This window comes from Streptomyces sp. NPDC107559, from assembly GCF_055657365.1.
The window spans coordinates 107993-126277 of the sequence record NZ_JBVKBD010000002.1; the positions used below are offsets into that span (position 1 = coordinate 107993).

Genomic DNA, 18285 nt, shown 5'->3' on the forward strand with positions numbered 1-18285 from the left:
AGCGAAGAGGGTGCGAGGGGGTGAAGAGGCTGCGGGGGGTGGTGCTCACTGCCGCGCGGAGCGGGCCTTGTGCATCTCGTTGGCGACGGCCGCGACGAGCAGCACCGCGCCGACGGAGACCGGCTGGTAGTTGCTGGAGAAGTCCAGGAGGTTGAGGGCGTTGGCGACCACCCCGAGGAGCACCAGGCCCAGCGCGGTGCCGGTCACGGTGCCGTAGCCGCCCGCGAGAGAGGTGCCGCCGATGACGACCGCGGCGACGACGGCGAGTTGCAGCGAGAGGCCGGCGGTGCCGCCGGGGCTGCTGGAGCCCAGCCGGGACAGCAGCATCAGGCCCGCCAGCCCGGAGAGGGCGCCGGTGGTGCCGTAGAGCACGAGCTTGCGCGCCGTGACGTCGATGCCGCTGAGGCGGGCGACGTGCTCGTTGCCGCCGATGGCGAAGGCGTCCCGGCCGAACACGGTGAACCTCATGACCAGGGCCGTGGCCACCAGTACCAGGACCGCCACGACCAGCAGATACGGGACGCCGAGGAGCTTGTTGTTCCCGAGCGCGAACATCCGGGTGCCGATGGAGATGGTGCTGCCGTCGTGCACCAGGAGGGCGACGCCGTCGAGCAGGGTGGCCGAGGCCAGGGTCGCGACGAAGGGTGCCACCCTGGTGAACGTCACGACCAGCCCGTTGACCAGACCGATGGCCGTGCCCAGCAGCAGCGCGACGGCCACCGCGTAACCGGTGGGCTGTCCGCTCGCCAGCAGCCTGGCCGCGACGGCGGCGGTGACCGCGACGTTGCTGCCCATGGAGAAGTCCATGCCGCCCGCGGTCATCAGCAGCGTGAGACCGGCGGCGAGCACGGCGTTGACGCTCACCTGGCTCAGGATGTTGACGATGTTGCGGTCGGTGGCGAACGTCTCGGTCCGCAGCGCGGTGAAGGCGACCACGATCACCAGGACCGCGATCAGGCCGGCGTGCGGGACGCCGCGCAGGGCGCCGGGCGAGAACCGGGAGCGGCGCCCGGCGGGCGGCTCGGACACGCCGGGGGCGTCGGGAAGGGTCTTGACGCTCACTGCGGTTGACCTCCGAGGGCGGTGGCGACGAGCTCGTCGCGCGTGATGGCGGTGATGTCGTGCACGGCGACCGTGCGGCCGGCGCTGACCACGACGACCCGGTCGGCCAGGCGCATGACCTCCTCGGCGGAGGAGGAGGCGAGCAGTACGGCCACCCCGCGCGAGGCGAGGTCGTCGACGAGGGTGTGGATGTCGGCCATGGCCGCGATGTCCACGCCGTTGGTGGGGTCTTCGAGGAAGCAGGCGGCCGGCCCGGTCTCCAGCCACTTGCCCAGCAGGACCTTCTGCTGGTTGCCGCCGGACAGTGCGCTCACCGGGGGGTTCCCGGTGAGGGAGACCACCCCGTAGGCGCGGCGCACCGGTTCGGCCCGGCGGGCGAGCCGGTCCCTGCGGTGCAGCCGGCGGCGGGTGAAGCGGTCGTCGGCGAGCATCAGGTTCTCGTCCAGGGACAGGTCCGGTACGAGTCCCAGGGTGCGGCGGTCGCCCGTGACGCAGCGCAGGCCGCTGCCGAGGGAGGCCGGGATGCTGCCGACGGCCACCGGGCGGCCGTCCACGTGCAGTTCGCCGCTGTCGGGCCGCTGTCGTCCCGACAGCAGGTCGAACAGCCTCGACTGCGCGTCGCCGGCCGGTCCGAGGACGGCGACGACCTCGCCCCTGCGCACCTCGACGGAAAAGTCCCTGATCGCCCGGCCCTGGCTGAACGACCGTATTCTCAGGCCGAGTTCGTCTTTCGGTGCGGGGCGTTCGGGGCGCCGCGAGACGACGTCCCGGCCGACCATGGCGCGGACCAGCCCGGCGGGGTCGAGCTCATCGGCCGGTCCGGTGCGCACCACCGACCCGTCCCGCAGGACGGTGATGCGGTCGGCGACGGCCATCACCTCGTCGATGTAGTGCGAGATGTAGACGACGGCGACGCCGTCGTCGCGCAGCCGGCGCACCAGGGCGCGGATCCGGTCGGCGTCCTTGGCGCTCAGACAGGCGGTCGGTTCGTCGAGGACGAGGACGCGGCCGCCGCGGCGGACCTCGCGGGCCACCTCGACCATGGTCTGCTCGGCGACGGTGAGCGAGCCCGCGGTCCGCTCCACGTCGATGTCGATGCCGAGCGAGTGCAGCGCCTCGCGGGCCTGCTGCCGTACGGCCTTCCAGCGCACCGCGGCGCGCCGGGTGGGCAGGTCGCCGAGCAGGACGTTCTCGGCGACCGTGAGGCCCATCGCCAGTTCGCGGCGCTGCGGCACCGAGGCGATGCCGAGCCGGCGGGCCCTGCGCACGGTCAGCCCGGGGTGCGCGTGACCGTCGACCTCGACCGTGCCGCCGTCGGGCTGGTGCACCCCGGACAGGACCTGCACGAGCGTCGACTTGCCGGCGCCGTTCATGCCCATCAGGGCGTGGATCTCCCCCGGGTACAGGTCGAGGTCGACCCCTTTCAGCGCCGCCGCCCCGCCGAAGCTCTTGCTGACGCCCCGGATCCGCAGGACGGCCCCGGCGGCCGGGGCGGCACCGCTGTCGGTGCTCCTGCTCGCGGTCACGGCACTGCCTCCCTGCGTACGCGGGCGGGTCGGGTAACTCACGGCTGCGGCCGTTCGGCCGCGGCGAGGACGCGTCCGTAGTCGCGGATGTCGGGGAACGGGGGTTCCCTGTCGGCCTGGAGGTCGACCTGGAAGGTGTTCAGGCACATGCCGAGCATGGTGAAGTTGCCGAGCGCGCCGATGGTGTCGACCAGGCCTTTGGCGCCGAAGTGCGCAAGGGCACGGGCGAACGTCTCGTCGGTGACGAAATGCTCGTCGAGGATCTCCCGGCAGAACTGATAGAAAACCTGGTCCACTTCGTTGTCGAAGACCGCCTCGCGCTTTTCGGCGATGGCCTTCACCGCGGTCTGCGGAATGCCGGCCTCGATCGCCTGGTGCACATGCGCGTTCCACGAGTACTGCGCGTCCCAGTTGCGGGCCGCCATCAGCAGCGTGAGTTCCCGCAGATGCTTGGGGAGACTGCAGTCGAACCGGGCGAACGCGCCGAGCGACTCGGCCCGTTCGCACATCTCCGGGCTGTGCAGCCAGACCCGGAAGGGACCGCGGACGGCGCCGCGGCGGCCGGCGATACGGGCCGCCAGTTCCTGCTGCCGCGGGTCCATTTCCTCTTCGTCGAGAACGGGGAGCCTCATCTGGCCGTTACCTGCCTTTTCTTTCCGGCGCGTTTCACTCACGGGTCGAGAAGCCGTGCGGTGACAGGTGACGGTACAGCCGGGTCCGGGATGCTCACCCTCCTCGGAATGCAAGGTAAACCTGCACGCCGGAGGGCACTTGTCGACGCCCTGGCGACCTAACGTCGTTCCTCGCATCACGTCGGAAGTGGAAGGGAACCCCGGATGACCACGATCATCAAGGTCGCGTCCGTGCCGCTGCTGGACAGGGGCGGTTCGGTCGTGACGACACCGTTGATCACGACCACGTCGGCGGACGGGGAGAACCGCATCACCAGCGGGATGAGCGTCTATCCGGTGGGCTCCGGCGCGCCGCTGCACTCGCACAACTGCGACGAGCACGTGACGGTCCTCGACGGCGAGGCGGAGGTCTGGGTCGACGGCGAGGTCACCAGGCTGGAGCGGTACGACACGACGTACATCCCCTCTCCGATCCCCCACCTCTTCCGCAACATCGGCGACCGCCCGCTGCGCATCCTGTGGGTCTACTCCTCCGGCCACGTCACCCGCACCTTCACGGAGACCGGCCGAACGGTGGAGCACCTGTCGGCGGCGGACCAGATGGGCTGAGCCTGCAGACCCCGTACGCACGTCGCGGCCGCAGGACAGCGCCTGAAGCGCGTGGCGGCCGTGGCCGGATTGGGTCACCGCCCCGTCCCGGCGGCGTCGAGCATTGCTCGAGATGAACGGCCCGTGAACGCTCTGCGGTCCTCAGCTGTCGCTGTCCTGGACGCCTCCTCGCAGGCCCCACTCATCCAGGCCGGAGTAGATGAACGCAGTGCGGCCCCGCGGAAAGGAGAGAGCCTCGGCCTCCCCTGCGTAGACCGCCACCAGCGAGTCGACTCCGCGCCACCATGTGTCGGACAGGCCCATCACTTCGCGCACCGGCTCGTATCCGTCGAGAACGATGCCCTCGACATCGTCACCGGTGACCTTGACGATCTGCTGTGCGCACCCGGACGCGTGGTGGGTCAGTGCGAGCGACTCCACCCAGCCTTCGACGGTGGCGTGGAGGGGCACCCAGCGGCCTGCGTGAATACCAAACTCACCGGACGGCCCGATCATGAACGAGTAAGGGACCGCGGTCCGCTGCATCCCGGCTTCGAACCACCATCCATCGGAGGATGAGCCTTCGGGTGAGTCCGCTTCAAGGTACCTGGGTCCGCCGTCGTACTGCGGTGAAGGTGGCAGGACCAGACCACCCCACCGCTTTTCGTAGGCCGCCATCCGGTCGATGACCGCCACCGGGATCTCTCGCTCAAGCCACCACTGCCTGTGCTCCTCGACGGGCAGGATGTCGACCTTGACGCCGTGAGCGCGGACGAACGATCGGGCTCGTAGAGTCAGGCCGTCAGGCACATCGTTGAAGAGATTGAGATTCACCAGGGTGACGCTACCCAGCCCCCAAGGAATCTCGGACTCTAGGTCGCTCAGCGCTCTCATGGCGCTTCATCGCTCACTCCCGGTTGTCCGGGTCATAGCCACCGATCGGTGACGCGGCATCAGGAAAAGCACCCGCCGGCCCCCGCATCCCGCGCGGTGACCGGCGTTGGTCCTTGCCCCCGGGGGTGGCAGGGGCGGTCGGTGAGGTCCGGACGGACCGGCGGTCAGTGGGCGGCGACCAGTTCCTGTTCCGTGCTGTCCGTGTCCGTGGACTTGGCGCTGCGCAGGGCCGCGATCCCGATGAAGACCATCGAGGACAGGCCCGCCAGGGCGAAGGCGGTGAAGCCCCAGTCGCCGTGGCCCGCGGCGAGCAGCTGGCCGCCGAGCCACGGGCCGAAGACGGCGCCGAAGCGGCCCATGCCGGAGGTCCAGCCGACGGCGGTGGCGCGGTCGCCCGGGTTGGAGCGGATCGAGACGGTCGCGTAGATCATCGTCTGGGCGCTGTTGAGGAAGACGCCGGTGAGGAAGACGACCGCCATGGTCACCCCCATCGGCATGTGCACGCTGAGCAGGAAGACTCCGGCGGCGGTCAGCGCGAACCAGAGCGCGGAGACCCGCGGGGCGCCGAAGCGGTCGGCGGCCCGGCCCGCCAGCAGCATGCCCACGATGCCGCCGAGGTTGAAGACGACCACGAAGGTCAGGGCGGAGCCGAGCTCGTAGCCCTCGGCGCGCATCAGGGTGGGCAGCCAGGTGGCGACGCCGTAGACCAGCAGCAGACCGCCGAAGGAGGCCAGCCAGTACAGCAGGGTCTGCGTCCATTCGCCGCCGCGGAAGAGGTTGACCAGCGCGTTCCAGCGGTCGGCCGCGCCCTGCCCGACGGACGACTTGGTCGCGGGCAGCTCGACGTCGTAGCGGTCGGCCAGCTCGCGGGCCTCCTCGGTGCGGCCCTTGGCGACCAAGAAGCTCAGCGACTCGGGCAGGAACCTGGCCAGCACCGGGGCGAAGAGCAGCGGGGTCACGCAGACCCAGAACGCGGACTGCCAGCCGATCGGCTCCACCAGCCACTTGGCCACGTAGGCGGAGAGGATGCCGCCGGCGTGGTGGGCGGTCATCAGCAGGCCGATGACGATGGCGCCGCGGCCGCGGGGGGCGTAGTCGGAGACCATGCTGATCGCGGTGGGCAGCAGGCCGCCGAGGCCGATGCCGGCCAGGGTCCGGCCCAGGCCGAAGACCGCGAGGCTGTCCGCCAGGGCGCACACGCCGGAGGCCAGCGAGAACAGGGCCACGCACGCGACCATGAGCTTCTTGCGGCCGATCCGGTCGGCGACGGTGCCCGCGGTGAGGGCGCCGACCAGCATTCCGAAGGTGGCGTAGCTGCCGAGGTCGCCGGCCTGGTCGGGGGTGAGGCCGAAGGTCTTCGTCGCGAGCAGGTGCGGCAGCACCGAGCCGTAGATGAACATGTCGAGGCCGTCGAAGAGGACGGCCAGCCAGCACAGACCGACGACCAGGAAGGCCAGTCTGCTGCCGCGGGCGGGCAGCGCGAGGGAGGAGGACATCTTTGTTTTCCTCTCGTCCAGGAGGCGTCCCTGGAGGAACTCGATGAGGGTCCCCCAGCTCGGGCGGAGCCGAGAACTCGGGGGAGGGTCGTCGCGGCTCGTGCGGCCGACCCGTGTGCGCTAGACGCTAAGGATCTACCTCAAGAGTGTCAACGCTTTTGTCAACAATCTCATCAACGATCTGATAGAGGGGCCCGTCGTCTTATGCGCGAAGGGGTGGGCGCGCACCTCGGTGCGCCGCCCACCCCCGCGGAAGTCCCCGTTACGCGACCGGCGGTGTGCCGTGCGTGTGGAAGGACTGGATCGTCTTCAGGCCCCAGGCCTGCCCCTTGGCCCGCTCCGCCTCGGTCCAGGTGATCAGCGGCCAGTCGGGGGCCAGCACCAGCCGCGTGAGCGGGTTGCACAGCTCGATCCGGTTGCCGCCCGGCTCGTAGACGTAGAGGAAGAACGTCTGCTGGATGGCGTGCTTGTGCGGTCCGGTCTCGATGAACACACCACTGTCGATGGCGAGGTCGGCGGCGCGCAGGATGTCCTCGCGGGTGTCGGTCGCGAAGGCGATGTGGTGCAGCCGGCCGGCCGAGCCGGTCCAGTCCGAGGTGTAGACGACGTCGTACGACTTGTCGGTGTACGTCAGCCAGCGGGCCGCGATCTTCCCGGTGTCGAGCCGGATCTGCTCGGTGGGCCGGGCGCCCAGCACGTTCTGCTGGAACTCGGCGTTGGCGAGCACGTCGGCGGCCAGGAAGTTGATGTGGTCCAGGCGCCGCACGCCCACGCCCCGGTTCGGCTTGGCCTGCGGCTGGTTCTTCAGGGCCGGCTTGAGCTCGTCGGGCGCCCGGTAGTACTCGCTCTCCCAGTACAGGGCGTGCTCGTGGCCGTCCGGGTCGGTGGTGACGTAGAGCTTGCCCAGGCCCGGTTCGTCCTCGGCCCAGTGGCCGGTGCCGCCCGCCGCCTCGACCGCCTCGATCCGGCGGTGCAGGGCCGCCTCGCTCGAGGTGCGCAGGGCGAGCCGGCCCAGGCCGGGCTGTTCGCGGGCGGTGAGCACCAGGCTGTGGTGCTCGTAGTCGTCGAAGGTGCGCAGATATACGGTGTCGCCCTGCTGCCCGTTGACGGTGAGACCCAGGTAGTCGGTGAAGAAGGCGACGCTGGCGTCCAGGTCCGGGGTGAACAGCTGGGCGTGGCCGATGTGGGCGATGTCGCCGAGCGGCGGAGTCATCACTGACCTCCTCGGGATGGTGCGGATGCGGGCGCGGCACACGGTGCCGGGGACCGGAACGGTCCCGTCTCGGCGGACCTGGGGAACACGGTGCCGTCGAAGATCTTGCGCGCCGTACGGACCACGGCCGTACGGCGGGCGATGGGCAGGCCGTCGGGTCCGGCCCCGAGGCTACTTTCGATGTCCAGGAACCCGGTGGGATGTTCGATGCGAACTCGGTCACCCTGGGCCGGGAGCCGGGCGAGCCCGGCGCCCACACCCCCTTCGATCCGAAGTCCCGCGGCGACGCTCGCCGCCCCCAGCACCCCGATCGACGGATGGCAGCGCACCGGAATGAAGGTCCGGGTGGTGATCGCGCCGCCGTCACGCGGTGCGGCGAGCAGCGTGAGCTTGGGCACGGTGGTGTCCGAGACGTCGCCGAGCCCCATCAGCCGGCCCGCCGCCAGGCGGATCTCCCGCAGCCGGTCGGCCAGCGCGAGGTCCTCCTCCAGGTCCTTGGGGCTCTCGTAGCCGGTGACCTTGAGGTCGGCGGCCGCCACGAGCACGGTCGGCATGCCGTTGTCCACGCAGGTCACCGGTGTGCCGTCGATCAGGTCCCGGACGTTCCCGGTGGGCAGCAGCGGGCCCTCCCCCGGCGGGAACTCGATCGTCACCGGCGCAGCCGTACCGGGCACCCCGGAAATCTCTGTGACCCCGGCGTACGAAAGGCGGCCGCCAGGCGTGGGGAAGGTCGCCGTGGCGAGATCGCCGCTGTTGACCATCCGGATGCGTACGGAGGTGCGCTCCGGCCCCGCCGGGACCAGCCCGCGTTCCACCGCGAACGGGCCGACCCCGGCCAGGATGTTCCCGCAGTTCTGACGATCACTCACTTCCGGCCGGTCCACGGCGACTTGGAGGAAGAGATAGTCGACGTCGGCCCGCGGGTCGGCGGACGGGGAGATCACGCCCACCTTGCTGGTGAGCGGGTGCGCCCCGCCCAGGCCGTCGATCTGCCGCTCGTCCGGACTGCCCATGACGCGCAGCAGCAGCGCGTCGCGGGCGGCCGGCTCGGCGGGCAGGTCGGCGGCCAGGAAGTAGGCGCCCTTGGAGGTGCCGCCCCGCATCAGCAGGCAGGGCACCTCCTCGTGGCCGCCGGTCACGATCCGGCTCCCTCGCCGGTGTACTCCTCGTAGCTGCGGTACTCGACGCCGAGTCGTACGAGGGTCTCGCGCAGGCCGTAGCGGTCCAGGCCGAGTTCGCCGTCGAGGAAGGCGGCCCGGGTCCCGGCCTCCTTGGCCTCGCGGGCCTCGGACGCCTCGACCGTGGCACGGGCGCGTTCGCGGGGGACGACCACCACGCCGTCGTCGTCGGCGAGGATCACGTCACCGGGGCGCACGACCTGGCCGTCGATGGCGATCGGCACGTTGACCGAGCCGCCGGTGGCCTTGACCGTGCCCTGCGAGGAGACCGCCCGCGCCCAGGCCGCGAAGCCCATGTCGCGCAGCTCCTGGGTGTCGCGGACACCGGCGTTGGTGATCACGCCCCGCACCCCGCGCCGCTGGAGCGCGGTGGCGAACAGCTCGCCGAACATGCCGTCGGTGGACGGCGAGGTGGTGGTCACCACCAGGATGTCGCCCTCGCCGCACTGCTCGACGGCCGCGTGGATCATGAGGTTGTCGCCGGGCCAGCTGAGCACGGTGACCGCGGTTCCGGCGACCCGTACGCCCTGCTGCACGGGACGGATCTCCGGGCCGAGCAGGCCGCTGCGGCCCATCGCCTCGCTGACGGTGGCCACGCCGAAGCCGGCCAGCGCGTCGACGTCCTTGGCGTCCGCCTTCGGCGGGCCGGTGACGATCACGCCGCTCATGCCAGCTCCTTCGCGATCTCCGGGTACGGACGCATGTAGGCCTCGGCCATGGTCTTGTGCGCCAGGCCCAGGTTGGGGCCCGCGTTGCGCTTGAGCTGGACACCGCGGCGGACGGCCAGGTCGGTGTAGTAGTCCCACAGGTGCTGCTGGGCGCCGAGGCACTCCATGGCCTTGCGCTTGGTGTCCCACACCTCGGTGATGTCGAGCAGCACCTCGGGCCTGAAGCCGCTCATCTCGGGCTGGTGCGGCTCGAAGAAGAAGACCGGCGGGGCTCCGATGATCTCGCCGGGACCGGGATAGCCGATGGCCTGGGCGAGCACACGGGCCTCCAGCGCCATACGGTTCGCGGCCGGGTGGTCGCCGTTGTAGGGATCCTCGACCGGGTGGGTCAGGACGACGTCCGGCTGGGTCTCGCGGTAGACCTCGACCAGCTGGTCGGTGAGCTGCGCGGTGGCCACCAGCGGGTAGTCGCCGGCGTCGAAGAAGCGGACCTCGGCACCGAGGGTGGCGGCGGCGCGCTCGGCCTCGTCGCGGCGTATCGCCTTGATCTCGTCGAGCTTCCTGCCCTCGCGCCACGCCTTCGCGGACTCCCCGCGCTCACCGAAGGTCAGGCACGCGATGGTGACCTTCTCCCCCCGGGAGGCGGCCAGGGCGATGGCTCCGCCGGCACGCCAGACGAAGTCCCCGGCGTGCGCGGTGATGACGAGGGTCGAGCGTGGTGGGCCGGCGGGCGCGTTGCCATGCGTCATTGCTGGGATCTCTCCTTCTTGCGGGCTCGGTCGGCCGCCGGGCGCTGTCGCCTGTGCCGACGGGGCGGGCGCGCTCGGCCCGTCGGGCCCGCGCGCGCACCCTTCCGACACAGGCACGCCCTCTCGGCTCCCCGGCCTTGATGGACAGGTACGCGCCCGCCCCGCGTGTGCCGGTCGGCTGCGCGTCAGTCGCGCAGCGCCTCGATCACGCTGACGAGGTGGGCGCGGACGGCCGCTTCGGCCGCCTGCGGGTCCCTGGCCCGGATCGCTTCGATCATGGCCAGGTGCTCGTTCAGGGATTGCTGCGGCCGTCCGGGACGCAGCGCCAACTGGAAGCGGTGCCGCACCAGTTGGGCGTTGAGTCGTTCCAGCAGTTCCTGGGCGGTCCGCTGGTCGGAGAACTCCCGGATCCGGACGTGCAGTTCGTGGTTGAGGTCGGAGTAGGTCACCGGCTCGCCGTCGGCCACGGCCTTGGTCATGGCCGTGCCGAGGTCGGTCAGTTCGCTCAGCTGATCGTCGCTGGCCGCGACGGCCGCCTTCGCCGCGCACAGTCCTTCGAGGACCATGCGGCACTCCGTGATGGCGACCGCTTCGTCCACGGTCACCACCCGCACCCGCGAACCGCGGTTGCGGATGCGCTCGACCAACCCCTGGGACTCCAGGTCGATCAGCGCGGCCCGGATGCTGGCCCGTGTCACACCGAACTGCTCGGCGAGCTCGTTCTCCACCAACCGCTGCGCCGGTGCCATGTCGCCGTGCAGGATCGCCTGCCGCAGCTGCGCCAACGCGTGCTGCTTGGCCTGCTCCCCGGTGCCCGGACGGGCTTCTGTCGGCATGTGCCCTCCCTGAGTGAGTGCCTGTCGAACCTAAATCTAGCCAAACAAGATTGTCAACAATTTTGTCTGCCGTATTGCGCGCACGATCGGCGGCGGCCGGCCCGGCGGCCGGCCGTGCGCGGGTCCGGTCCGTACTCGATGAGGGCGTTGCTCGATGAAGGCGTTGCTTGATCAGGGCGCTACTTGACGAAGGCGTTACTTGATGAGGGCGCTACTTGATGAGGGCGTTCGCGACCACGACGACCAGCCCGAGCAGCGCGTCCCCCAGCCCGACCAGCGCGCACTTGATCCAGGACCGCCGCAGGCGCCGCGAGGTGACCAGGCCCAGGGCGAACAGCAGCGCCATGTTCAGGGCGAACGCCGGGTACTCCACCCCGTTCGGCGGCAGCCGGCCCCAGCCCGCCGCGGCCAGCAGTGCCACCGTGGGCAGCACGGCCGCGACCAGCGGCCACTCGTCGGCGAGGCTGTGCAGCAGGTCCCGGCTGCGCTGCGGCCGACGCTCGGCGACGTAGTGCGCGTAGCCGTGCGCGAGGGCCGACGCGAGCGCCGTGACCAGCAGCCAGGCGGCGTCGTAACGGCGGCCCGCCTGGTCGGTGTGGCCGTACCGGGTGAGCGCCGCGACCATCGAGCTGGCCAGTACGGCGCCGTAGACACCGCCGAAGAAGACGGCCTCCAGGGTGTCGTGCCGGTGCGCGTCGGCGGTCGCCGTGGTGTCGGTCATACGTCGACGATCACGCGCGCCGGGCGTCGGCGCCAGCGCGACCCGGCCTGACTCACCACACCGCGCTGACCCGACCACGAGCGCGACGAAGTGTCCTGCCGTACGGTCCGATACTGCACACCCTGTCGGCGGCCGCCCGGCGGACCGGCTCGCTAGGGTCGGCCCATGATCCCCAGCTTCGTGGTCCACGTCCCCGACGCCGAGCTCGAACCCGAGCCGCTCGACCCCGCCCAGATCGTCTCCGGCAGTCCCGAGGTGACCGGGAAGGTGGTCTGGGAGTCCGACGACGGCCGGCAGCTCCGCGGAATCTGGCAGATCACCCCCGGCGTCGTCACCGACACAGAGGCCGACGAGCTGTTCGTCGTGGTCAGCGGCTCGGCGACGATCGAGGTCGAGGGCGGGCCCACGCTGCGGGTCGGACCGGGCGACCTGGCGGTGCTGCGCGAGGGCGACCGGACGACGTGGACGGTCCACGAGACCCTGCGCAAGGTGTACGCCATCAACCTCTGACGGCCCGCCGGGCACCGCGGCCGCGCGGCCGGGCGGGGCAGGGCACGGCCCGGCAGGGTCGGGCAGCGCGAGACCGGGCAAGGCTGCGCAGGGCGGGGATGCGCAACGCCGGGCCGGGCGGGGCCGGGTGCCGACCGGGGTCTTTGACACCGGGGTCCGGCGCGCCCAGGGTGGGCCGGGCGGATACTCGGACCGGTCCAGGAGAGGCTGTCATGGTGCTGCGTACCCTCGGTGTCGCCGTCGTCGGGTTCGGCTGGATGGGCCGGGTGCACTCTCGGGCGTACGCCCGGGTCCGGCACCACTATCCGCATCTGCCCCTGACTCCGCGGCTGGTGGCGGTCGCCGACGACGTGCCGGGCCGGGCGGAGGAGGCCGCCGGACAGTTCGGGTTCGCCACCGCCGTGCGCGACTGGCGCGAGGTGGCCGCCGACCCGCGCGTCGAGGCGGTCAGCGTCACCGCCCCGAACTTTCTGCACCGGGAGATCGGGGTCGCGATGGCCGAGGCGGGCAAGCACCTCTGGATCGAGAAGCCGGTGGGCCTGACGGCGGCGGACGCCCGCGCGGTGGCGGACGCGGTCGCCGGGGCCGGAGTGCAGGGCACGGTCGGCTTCAACTACCGCGGCGCACCCGCCGTCCAGGCCGCCCGCGAGCTGATCGCCGCCGACGGGATCGGCGCCGTCACCCATGCCCGCATCCGGCTGTTCAGCGACTACGCCGCCCATCCGGAGTCAGCGCTGACCTGGCGCTACGAGCGCCTGCGGGGCGGCAGCGGAGTGCTCGGCGACCTCGCCTCGCACGGCGCGGACCTGGCCCGGTACCTGCTCGGTGACATCGCCTCGCTGACCGCCGACACGGCCGTCTTCGTCCCGCGGCGGCCCCGCCCGCCCGGCGCCACGGCCGGGCACGAACGGGCCGCAGGCGGCGAGTACGGCCCGGTGGAGAACGAGGACTACGTCAGCTGCCTGCTCCGCTTCGCCTCCGGCGCCCGCGGCGTGCTGGAGGCCTGCCGGGTCTCGGTCGGCGAGCAGAACAACTACGGCTTCGAGGTGCACGGCACCCGCGGCGCCGTCTTCTGGGACTTCCGCCGGATGGACGAGCTGGGCGTCAGCCGCGGCACGGCCTACCAGGACCAGCCGGTGGCCACACGTCACGTCGGTCCGGGCGACGGCGAGTTCGGCGCCTTCCAGCCGGGTGCCGCGAACCCGATGGGCTACGACGACCTGAAGGTGATCGAGGCGTACCGCTTCCTGCGCTCCGTCGCCGAGGACACCCCGTACGGCGCCACCCTCGGCGACGCCGTGGCGAGCGCCGCCGCGCTGGATGCGATGACCCGATCCGCGAGGGACGGCACCTGGGTCGACGTGGCGACGTCATAGACGGTTCGCAGACGGGTCACAGACGGGTTGTTCGGGGCATTTGTACTGACAAGAATGGCGTCCAGGCACCGCCCGCCCCCGTACCCAAGGAGCGTCCGTCCCCATGCGCATCGGAATCCTCGGCCTCGGCCGCATCGGCTCTTTCCACGCCGAGACCCTCTCCGGACTCGACGCCGTCCGGTCGCTCGTCGTGGCCGACCCGTTCGCCCGGGCGGCCAAGGCGGCGGGCGAGCGGTTCGGCGCCGAGGTCGCGGACTCGCCCGAGGCGCTGCTGGCCGCCGGGGTGGACGGCGTCGTGGTGGCGGCGGCGACCGACGCCCACCCGGCGCTGATCCTGGCCGCCGTGGACGCGGGTGTCCCGGTCTTCTGCGAGAAGCCCGTCGCCCGCACCATGCGCGAGGGCGTCGAGGTGATCAAGGCGGTCCAGGGCCGTGGCGTCCCGGTCCAGATCGGCTTCAACCGCCGCTTCGACGCGGGCTTCACCGCGGCCCGCGCGGCCGTCGGATCCGGCGAGCTGGGCAGGCTGCACACGATCCGGTCGACCACCCTGGACCCGGCGCCACCGCCGGCCGCGTACATCGCCGCCTCGGGGGGCATCTTCCGCGACTGTTCCGTGCACGACTTCGACATCATCCGCTGGGTGACGGGCCGTGAGGTGACCGAGGTGTACGCGGTCGGCGGCAACCGCGGTGCCGACTTCATCCGGGAGGCCGGTGACGCCGACACCACCGGAGCGGTACTCACCCTGGACGACGGCACGATCGCCCTGGTCTCCAACAGCCGCCACAACGCCCGTGGTTACGATGTCCGGCTGGAGCTGCACGGCTTCTCGGACTCGATCGCCGTCGGCCTCGACGACAAGCTGCCGCTGCGCTCGGTGGAACCGGGCGTGCGTTTCCCGGCCGGCCCCCCGCACGACTTCTTCATGGACCGCTTCGGCGACGCCTACCGCGCCGAGCTCGCCGCGTTCACGGAGGTCGTCGCCGGCACCCGGCCGTCCCCGTGCACGATCACGGACGCCCTGGAGGCCGGGTGGGTGGCGGAGGCGTGCACGCTGTCGCTGCGCGAGCACCGGCCGGTACGGCTCGACGAGGTGCGGTCAGTCTGACGGGCGGGCCGGGCTTCACATCGCCGACACCGTTCGCCATCACCGTTCGCCGACACCGTTCGCCGTCACCGACTGCTCACAGGCAGTAGCGGACCAGCCATTCGTCCGGGTCGTAGGCGTTGCGTGCCGGGTCCGGCGCGACGGCCGGCCGTTCCTCGACCGTGTCCTGCGGGTGGATCCGCTCCGGCAGGGCGCCGAACCGCGCCTGCCGCCGGGCCTCCGCGGTGTCCGGCACCGTCTCGTCGTGCTCCGTGTGCGTCAACTCGGCCTCCCCGTGGCGATGTTCGCCCACGCGTCCGGCGCGGGGGCTCCCTCACCGCTTCGACGTGCTTTACCGGCCCGCAGGTTCCGCCGGAAGGTTGAAGACATGGTCAGGAGAGATGATCTTTGTGATCGCCTCGCCGAGGACGGTGCTCGGCTCGGCGCCCTTGTAGTCGATGTCGGTGTTGAGCACCACGACCAGCGTGGCCTGCGCCGAGGGCAGGTAGACGGTCAGCGACTCGTAGCCCGGCAGTGAGCCGTTGTGGCCGATCCAGCCCTTGACATCGAAGATGCCGAGGCCGTAGCCGACGCCCGGGATCGGGGTCGCCGGAGTGGTCAGCCGCTGCTTCTGGACGGCGGGGCTGATCATGGTGTTGCCGTCCGGCAGGAGGCCCGTGGCGACCGTCCGCGCCCAGATCCGCAGGTCGTCCAGGGTCGAGATCATCGCGCCCGCGGTCCAGGCCCAGGAGGTGTTCCAGCCCGCGGCGTCCTCGACCTGCCCGCTGGCGGTCTGGTTGGTGTAGCCCTGCGCGTGCGGCTCGGGGAACTCAGCCCCGGCCGGGAAGAGACTGTGGCCCATCCCGGCCGGCTCCAGGACGTGGTCGCGGACGTAGTCCTCGATGTTCTGCCCGGAGAGCTTCTCGACGACCAGGCCGAGCAGGATCAGATTGGTGTTGGAGTAGTCGAACTTCTGGCCCGGCGAGAACAGCACCGGGTGCTTGAACGAGTAGTCGAGGAGCTGCTGGGGGGTGAAGGACCGCTGCGGGTCGGACGTGAGGGCCTTGAAGAAGTCGTCGTCGTCCGTGTAGTTGAACAGGCCGCTGCGCATCCCTGCCAGCTGACGCAGGGTGATCCGGTCGCCGCCCGGCACCCCGTCGACGTACCGGTCGATCGTGTCGTCGAGGCCGGCCTTCTTCTGGTCGACCATCTGCAGCAGCGCCGTGACGGTGAACGTCTTGGTCTCGCTGCCGATCCGGGTGTAGAGGTCCGTCTTCATGGCCCGGTTGTCGGTCTTGTCGGCGACGCCGAAGGCCTTCACGTACTGTCCCTGGTCGGGTGTCCAGATGCCGACGCTCGCACCGGGGATGCCCGCCTCTTTGATCACATGCTGCACGGTCGCGTCCAGGAGGCGCTGCACGGGCGGGGTGAGATCGCGGACGCCGCCGGCGGAGGGGGACGGCAGCCGCGGGTAGGCGGCGGTGGCGGCGCCCGGACCGGTCGGCGGCGCGGCCAGGACCGGCCCTCCGGCGACCGGCACCATGAGCATCCCCACCGCGGTGGCGAGGACGGCTCCCCTGCGCAGTCGTATACCCGCGTGCGTCATGGGCCAGCTCCTCCGTGCGGAGACAGAAGGAAGCGGATCCGCCTGGTCGTCGCCTCGCACGGCGAAGGCCGGACGGCCCCGCATCCCCTCAGCATAAGAGCGGCCGTACGCCGCCGCCTCCCGACGACGGCGCGACGCCCGTGCCACGCCCGCCCGCCGCTCGGCGTGCGAGCGGGGGCGGAAGACGGCTCGGAGCCGGTCTACGCCTCCGGCAGTTCCTCGACGTCGACCCCGTGCACCTGGGACAGTTCATGCCTGAGCTCGGCGAGTTCGGCGCCGCCGGCCATGTGGTGGGTGAGTTCCTGCAAGGTCACCTCGGAGCGGTCGGCGCCGAGTTCGAGGGTGCCCAGGCGCAGCACGCTGAAGTGGTCGCCGACCAGGTAGGCGTGGTGCGGGTTGTGGGTGATGAAGACGACGCCGAGGCCACGCTCGCGGGCGGCGGCGATGTACTTGAGCACGACACCGGACTGCTTGACGCCGAGCGCGGCCGTCGGCTCGTCCAGGACCAGCACCCGGGCGCCGAAATGGACGGCGCGGGCGATGGCCACGCACTGGCGCTGGCCGCCGGAGAGCGTGCCGACGGGCTGCTCCAGGTCGTCCAGGACGATGCCCATGCTGCGCAGTTCCTCGTCCGCGGTCCGCTTCATCCCCGCGATGTCGAGGCGGCGCAGCGGCCAGGGGCCGCGTGTCGTCTCCGAGCCCAGGAAGAAGTTCCGCCAGACCGGCATGAGCGGGACCGTGGCCAGGTCCTGGTAGACGGTGGCGATGCCCAGGGCCAGGGCCTCGCGCGGGGAGCTGAAGCGCACCGGCGCGCCGTCGACGAGGAGTTCGCCCTCGGTGTGCCGGTGCAGCCCCGAAATGATCTTGATGAGGGTGGACTTGCCCGCGCCGTTGTCGCCCAGGACGCAGGTCACCCGGCCGGGGCGGACCACCAGGTCGACTCCGTGCAGGGCACGGATGCTGCCGTAGGACTTGCCCGCGCCCCGGAGTTCGACGACGGGCGCTGCCTGCTCCGGCGGGTTGTCCTCGCGGCCGGCACCGTGCGGACCGCTGTCGTGGGTAGTCATGTTCACCTCCGGGTAGCCGTACGCCGGACCCACAGATTGACGAGGGCCGCGACCAGGAGCATCACGCCGAGGAACGCCTTGAACCAGTCGGGATTCCAGTTGGCGTAGACGATGCCCTGGTTGACCATGCCGAAGATGAAGGCGCCGATGACCGGGCCGATCGCCGAGCCGTAGCCGCCGGTCAGCAGGCAGCCGCCGATGACCGCGGCGATGATGTAGAGGAACTCGTTGCCGACGCCCTCGCCGGACTGCACCGTGTCGAACGAGAACAGCAGGTGCATGCCGACGAACCAGGCGCCGGCCCCCACTCCCATGAAAAGGACGACCTTGGTGCGGTCGACGGGTACGCCGACCGCGCGGGCGCTGTCCTGGTCGCCGCCGACCGCGAAGATCCAGTTGCCGAACCGGGTGCGCAGCAGCAGCCAGGTGGCGGCCGCGGCGAACACCAGCCAGTAGACGATGGTGATCTTGAAGTCCACTCCCCCGACGGTGAACTCGGAGGCGAAGACCTTCCTGGCCTGGCCGAAACCGTCCATGTCGGCGATCGAGTCGCTGGCGACGTTCTCAGTAAAGATCTTGGTGACGGCGAGGTTGGAGCCCTGGAGGATCAGGAAGGAGCCCAGGGTCACCAGGAAGCTGGGCAGACCGGTCCTGATCAGCAGCCAGCCGTTGAAGGCGCCGACAGCCAGGGAGACGACCAGGGCCACGGCCACGCCGGTCCACACGTTCACCGTGAGCTGGAAGCTCAGGATGGCGGCGGTCAGCGCCGAGGTGGTGACGGCGACACCGGCGGACAGGTCGAACTCGCCGCCGATCATCAGCAGGGCCACCGGCAGCGTCATGATGCCCATGACGGACGCCTGGTAGAGAACCGTGGACAGGGCACCCGCGGTACGGAACGAAGGGGCGGCGGCGAAGAAGAAGACGTACACGCCGATCGCGGCGATCAGCGCGCCCACCTCCGGGCGGGCCAGCAGCCTGCGCACCGGGGAGCGCCGGGTGCCGCGCCCGTCCGTGCGGCCGGCCGGCGGGGCCGGCGGCGAGGCGCTCGCCGCCGGTGCCGTTGCTCGGGTCAT

At 71.2% G+C, this 18285-nt stretch carries 19 protein-coding genes and 1 pseudogene; 4 read left to right on the forward strand and 16 right to left on the reverse strand.

Going from position 1 to position 18285, the window contains the following annotated elements; genetic code table 11:
- Positions 1 to 45: 45 nt before the first annotated feature.
- From ACZ7OY_RS07110 to ACZ7OY_RS07125, 4 genes and pseudogenes are all read right to left on the reverse strand, one after another.
- Positions 46 to 1062, reverse strand: coding sequence for an ABC transporter permease (locus ACZ7OY_RS07110; protein ID WP_471910455.1), 1017 nt, complete (start codon positions 1060 to 1062; stop codon positions 46 to 48).
- Positions 1059 to 1937, reverse strand: a complete 879-nt coding sequence (locus ACZ7OY_RS07115) for an ATP-binding cassette domain-containing protein (RefSeq protein WP_471911178.1) — start codon at positions 1935 to 1937, stop codon at positions 1059 to 1061. Before ACZ7OY_RS07115 ends, ACZ7OY_RS07110 begins: the two co-directional genes overlap by 4 nt.
- A 114-nt stretch (positions 1938 to 2051) precedes the next feature.
- Positions 2052 to 2735 (reverse strand): annotated as a pseudogene (locus ACZ7OY_RS07120) (ATP-binding cassette domain-containing protein); the annotation flags it as partial.
- A complete protein-coding gene (locus tag ACZ7OY_RS07125; RefSeq protein WP_471911179.1) occupies positions 2627 to 3190 on the reverse strand; it encodes a carboxymuconolactone decarboxylase family protein in 564 nt (187 codons plus the stop codon). The gene ACZ7OY_RS07125 and the pseudogene ACZ7OY_RS07120, both read right to left, overlap by 109 nt.
- Positions 3191 to 3424: 234 nt before the next feature.
- On the opposite strand from ACZ7OY_RS07125, the gene ACZ7OY_RS07130 reads away from it, so the two are divergent.
- Complete coding sequence (locus ACZ7OY_RS07130) at positions 3425 to 3829, forward strand: cupin domain-containing protein (protein ID WP_471910456.1); 405 nt, start codon at positions 3425 to 3427, stop codon at positions 3827 to 3829.
- Between the two features lie 141 nt (positions 3830 to 3970).
- On the opposite strand, the gene ACZ7OY_RS07135 is transcribed toward ACZ7OY_RS07130, so the two are convergent.
- From ACZ7OY_RS07135 to ACZ7OY_RS07170, 8 genes are all read right to left on the reverse strand, one after another.
- Entirely contained in the window at positions 3971 to 4642 is a 672-nt protein-coding gene (locus tag ACZ7OY_RS07135) for a hypothetical protein (RefSeq protein ID WP_471910457.1), read from the reverse strand.
- A gap of 224 nt (positions 4643 to 4866) precedes the next feature.
- Positions 4867 to 6198 (reverse strand): MFS transporter, encoded by a 1332-nt coding sequence (locus ACZ7OY_RS07140; protein WP_471910458.1) that lies wholly within the window; start codon positions 6196 to 6198, stop codon positions 4867 to 4869.
- A gap of 262 nt (positions 6199 to 6460) precedes the next feature.
- Positions 6461 to 7411, reverse strand: a complete 951-nt coding sequence (locus ACZ7OY_RS07145) for a VOC family protein (RefSeq protein WP_471910459.1) — start codon at positions 7409 to 7411, stop codon at positions 6461 to 6463.
- Positions 7411 to 8550, reverse strand: a complete 1140-nt coding sequence (locus ACZ7OY_RS07150; protein ID WP_471910460.1) for a 4-oxalomesaconate tautomerase — start codon at positions 8548 to 8550, stop codon at positions 7411 to 7413. The genes ACZ7OY_RS07145 and ACZ7OY_RS07150 overlap by 1 nt, the downstream gene beginning before the upstream one ends.
- Complete coding sequence (locus ACZ7OY_RS07155; protein WP_471910461.1) at positions 8547 to 9257, reverse strand: 4-carboxy-4-hydroxy-2-oxoadipate aldolase/oxaloacetate decarboxylase; 711 nt, start codon at positions 9255 to 9257, stop codon at positions 8547 to 8549. The genes ACZ7OY_RS07150 and ACZ7OY_RS07155 overlap by 4 nt, the downstream gene beginning before the upstream one ends.
- Positions 9254 to 10006: a PIG-L deacetylase family protein gene (locus ACZ7OY_RS07160; RefSeq protein WP_471910462.1), complete on the reverse strand. Its 753-nt coding sequence runs from the start codon at positions 10004 to 10006 to the stop codon at positions 9254 to 9256. The genes ACZ7OY_RS07155 and ACZ7OY_RS07160 overlap by 4 nt, the downstream gene beginning before the upstream one ends.
- A gap of 185 nt (positions 10007 to 10191) precedes the next feature.
- Positions 10192 to 10842 carry a GntR family transcriptional regulator gene (locus ACZ7OY_RS07165; protein ID WP_471910463.1) on the reverse strand — a complete coding sequence of 217 codons (651 nt, stop codon included), beginning with the start codon at positions 10840 to 10842 and terminating at the stop codon, positions 10192 to 10194.
- A 211-nt stretch (positions 10843 to 11053) separates the two neighbouring features.
- Positions 11054 to 11563: a hypothetical protein gene (locus tag ACZ7OY_RS07170; RefSeq protein ID WP_471910464.1), complete on the reverse strand. Its 510-nt coding sequence runs from the start codon at positions 11561 to 11563 to the stop codon at positions 11054 to 11056.
- A 165-nt stretch (positions 11564 to 11728) separates the two neighbouring features.
- On the opposite strand from ACZ7OY_RS07170, the gene ACZ7OY_RS07175 reads away from it, so the two are divergent.
- The 3 genes from ACZ7OY_RS07175 to ACZ7OY_RS07185 all read left to right on the forward strand — a co-directional run bounded on the left by ACZ7OY_RS07175 (position 11729) and on the right by ACZ7OY_RS07185 (position 14557).
- Positions 11729 to 12073 (forward strand): cupin domain-containing protein, encoded by a 345-nt coding sequence (locus ACZ7OY_RS07175; protein WP_351608244.1) that lies wholly within the window; start codon positions 11729 to 11731, stop codon positions 12071 to 12073.
- 215 nt (positions 12074 to 12288) lie between these two features.
- Positions 12289 to 13449, forward strand: a complete 1161-nt coding sequence (locus tag ACZ7OY_RS07180; protein WP_471911180.1) for a Gfo/Idh/MocA family protein — start codon at positions 12289 to 12291, stop codon at positions 13447 to 13449.
- Between the two features lie 103 nt (positions 13450 to 13552).
- Complete coding sequence (locus ACZ7OY_RS07185) at positions 13553 to 14557, forward strand: Gfo/Idh/MocA family protein (protein WP_471910465.1); 1005 nt, start codon at positions 13553 to 13555, stop codon at positions 14555 to 14557.
- 76 nt (positions 14558 to 14633) lie between these two features.
- Here the strand turns inward: ACZ7OY_RS07185 and ACZ7OY_RS07190 are convergent, their stop codons facing one another.
- The 4 genes from ACZ7OY_RS07190 to ACZ7OY_RS07205 all read right to left on the reverse strand — a co-directional run bounded on the left by ACZ7OY_RS07190 (position 14634) and on the right by ACZ7OY_RS07205 (position 18285).
- Positions 14634 to 14819: a hypothetical protein gene (locus ACZ7OY_RS07190; RefSeq protein ID WP_471910466.1), complete on the reverse strand. Its 186-nt coding sequence runs from the start codon at positions 14817 to 14819 to the stop codon at positions 14634 to 14636.
- A gap of 69 nt (positions 14820 to 14888) precedes the next feature.
- Positions 14889 to 16142, reverse strand: coding sequence for a serine hydrolase domain-containing protein (locus tag ACZ7OY_RS07195; protein WP_471910467.1), 1254 nt, complete (start codon positions 16140 to 16142; stop codon positions 14889 to 14891).
- A 200-nt stretch (positions 16143 to 16342) separates the two neighbouring features.
- On the reverse strand, positions 16343 to 17209 hold the full coding sequence (locus tag ACZ7OY_RS07200; RefSeq protein ID WP_471910468.1) for an ATP-binding cassette domain-containing protein: 867 nt from the start codon (positions 17207 to 17209) through the stop codon (positions 16343 to 16345).
- Between the two features lie 2 nt (positions 17210 to 17211).
- Positions 17212 to 18285, reverse strand: a complete 1074-nt coding sequence (locus ACZ7OY_RS07205; RefSeq protein ID WP_471910469.1) for an ABC transporter permease — start codon at positions 18283 to 18285, stop codon at positions 17212 to 17214.